This window comes from Bartonella sp. AD328YNZD, assembly GCF_042196425.1.
In genome coordinates this window covers 1-1,493 of sequence record NZ_JBHIQG010000473.1, presented here as the reverse complement: position 1 = coordinate 1,493, position 1,493 = coordinate 1, and the positions used below count along the sequence as shown (strand labels likewise).

Genomic DNA, 1,493 nt, shown 5'->3' with positions numbered 1-1,493 from the left:
CCTACAGCACGACATAAGCGATCCGACTCGGAAGCGGCGGCAGATAAAGCTTCCTCTTGACATGGATAACAACTGCGAAGACGCCGCACAGGACCGCTAAACCCTGTCTGATGCTTGACTTGGCATTGTTGCCCTGTTGAGCGATCAAAATAAGAAGCTTCAATAGTGCCGTATTGCGTGCGTGGCTCTAACGTGAATTCCCAGTTAGAACAGTCGTGCTTATGAAGTTCAAGTGCTGGTAAATTATCCCCGCTTAAAAATAAAAACTTATGGTCCTTGATTAAAAAACACGCCTGCATGCGGTCCGCAAGACGGGTTAAAAATCAGCCCATGGATTGCGAAAATTAGCAGCAACACGTGCAGCAAATGCGGGCGCGAAAGTTTCACAAATGAAAGCGCTTTTTGGTTGGACAGAAGATAATATGGCATCCCTTTGTACCAAAACAGCCGATAGAAAACGACTTGCGATAGAAGCAATCAAAAAGCTACAAAAAAGTTAGAGCAATAGGCGGAAGCTAAAAAAACAAACCAAAGCACCATCAAAATTATTAACGAAATCAAAGCGGCGTTTGAAGTGTATCAGAAACAAGAGGAGAAATAGGTGGTTGTTCCTGTTGCATTGTTTGCCATAAATTATAGTTTGTTTGCATATCCAACCAAAATTTTGCTTTACTAAAACCAGCTAATTCTAATTTAATAGAAAGCTCGGTACTTATAGAAGCATGTCCGTTAATCACTCTTGATAAAGAAGCTCTTGTCATATGGAGATGATCAGCTAATTTTTGTATTGTTATCCCCATTTCTTCTAAGAAAGCTACTTTCAGAACTTCACCCGGATGTACGGGGTTATGCATCATTTTTTTTCATTCCTCTCATCAATGGTAATCTTGATAATCAACAAGCTCCACATCTGTTCCTATAAAGCGAAAAGTAACACGCCAATTTCCATTCATCCATATAGAATAGTACCCTGTAAGTTCACCTTTAAGAGGGTGTATTTTAAAGGCAGGCGCTCTCAACATTTCAGACGTAGTAGCACTTGTTAAAGCCGTTAAGATAACGCGTAATTTTTTTACGTGATCTGATCAAATAACTTTTGTGGAACCTGTTGTATAAAATAATTTTAAGCTCTTATGTTTAAAACTCACAATTGCCATTACCGCCCCTTGTCGTATATCGTTGCTATACGGTTAATAACAATAAGAGTCAAGCCCATGTTAGAAATATCTGATTCTATATCTGGAAAAAATGGATGGGAATAAGTGATAAAAAAGCTTCAAAAAGGTTAGGGATAGACACCCAAAAAAACATAACAGAATCAATGATTATAAAATCCCTTACTCTTGTAATAAATTATTGATTTTAATTGCCTTTTTTACACTCTTTTAGTGGTGCAAAACTATAACGATGTAATCTTACGATTGGACCATATTTATTAAGAGCCGTACGATGAACTAACGTTGCATATCCTACATGCTTCTCTAAACCATAGC

General features: G+C 38.0%; 1 protein-coding gene and 4 pseudogenes. 1 reads left to right on the top strand and 4 read right to left on the bottom strand.

Annotated features, from left to right (window positions below; all coding sequences use genetic code 11):
- Positions 1-323 (bottom strand): annotated as a pseudogene (locus tag ACFIO3_RS12950) (late control protein); the annotation flags it as partial.
- Between ACFIO3_RS12950 and ACFIO3_RS12945 the strand changes: the two are divergent.
- A pseudogene (locus ACFIO3_RS12945) lies at positions 321-500 on the top strand (integrase); the annotation flags it as partial. The pseudogenes ACFIO3_RS12950 and ACFIO3_RS12945 sit on opposite strands and share 3 nt — an antisense overlap.
- Positions 501-557: 57 nt before the next feature.
- Here the strand turns inward: ACFIO3_RS12945 and ACFIO3_RS12940 are convergent.
- The 3 genes and pseudogenes from ACFIO3_RS12940 to ACFIO3_RS12930 form a co-directional block, all read right to left on the bottom strand.
- Positions 558-857 (bottom strand): HigA family addiction module antitoxin, encoded by a 300-nt coding sequence (locus ACFIO3_RS12940; RefSeq protein WP_375615286.1) that lies wholly within the window; start codon positions 855-857, stop codon positions 558-560.
- 18 nt (positions 858-875) lie between these two features.
- A pseudogene (locus ACFIO3_RS12935) lies at positions 876-1,157 on the bottom strand (type II toxin-antitoxin system RelE/ParE family toxin).
- A 205-nt stretch (positions 1,158-1,362) separates the two neighbouring features.
- A pseudogene (locus ACFIO3_RS12930) lies at positions 1,363-1,493 on the bottom strand (ribonuclease HII); the annotation flags it as partial.

Excerpts from the sequence above, each read along its gene's own strand:
- ACFIO3_RS12940 (WP_375615286.1), bottom strand. The coding sequence starts at position 857 with ATGATGCATAACCCCGTACATCCGGGTGAAGTTCTGAAAGTAGCTTTC.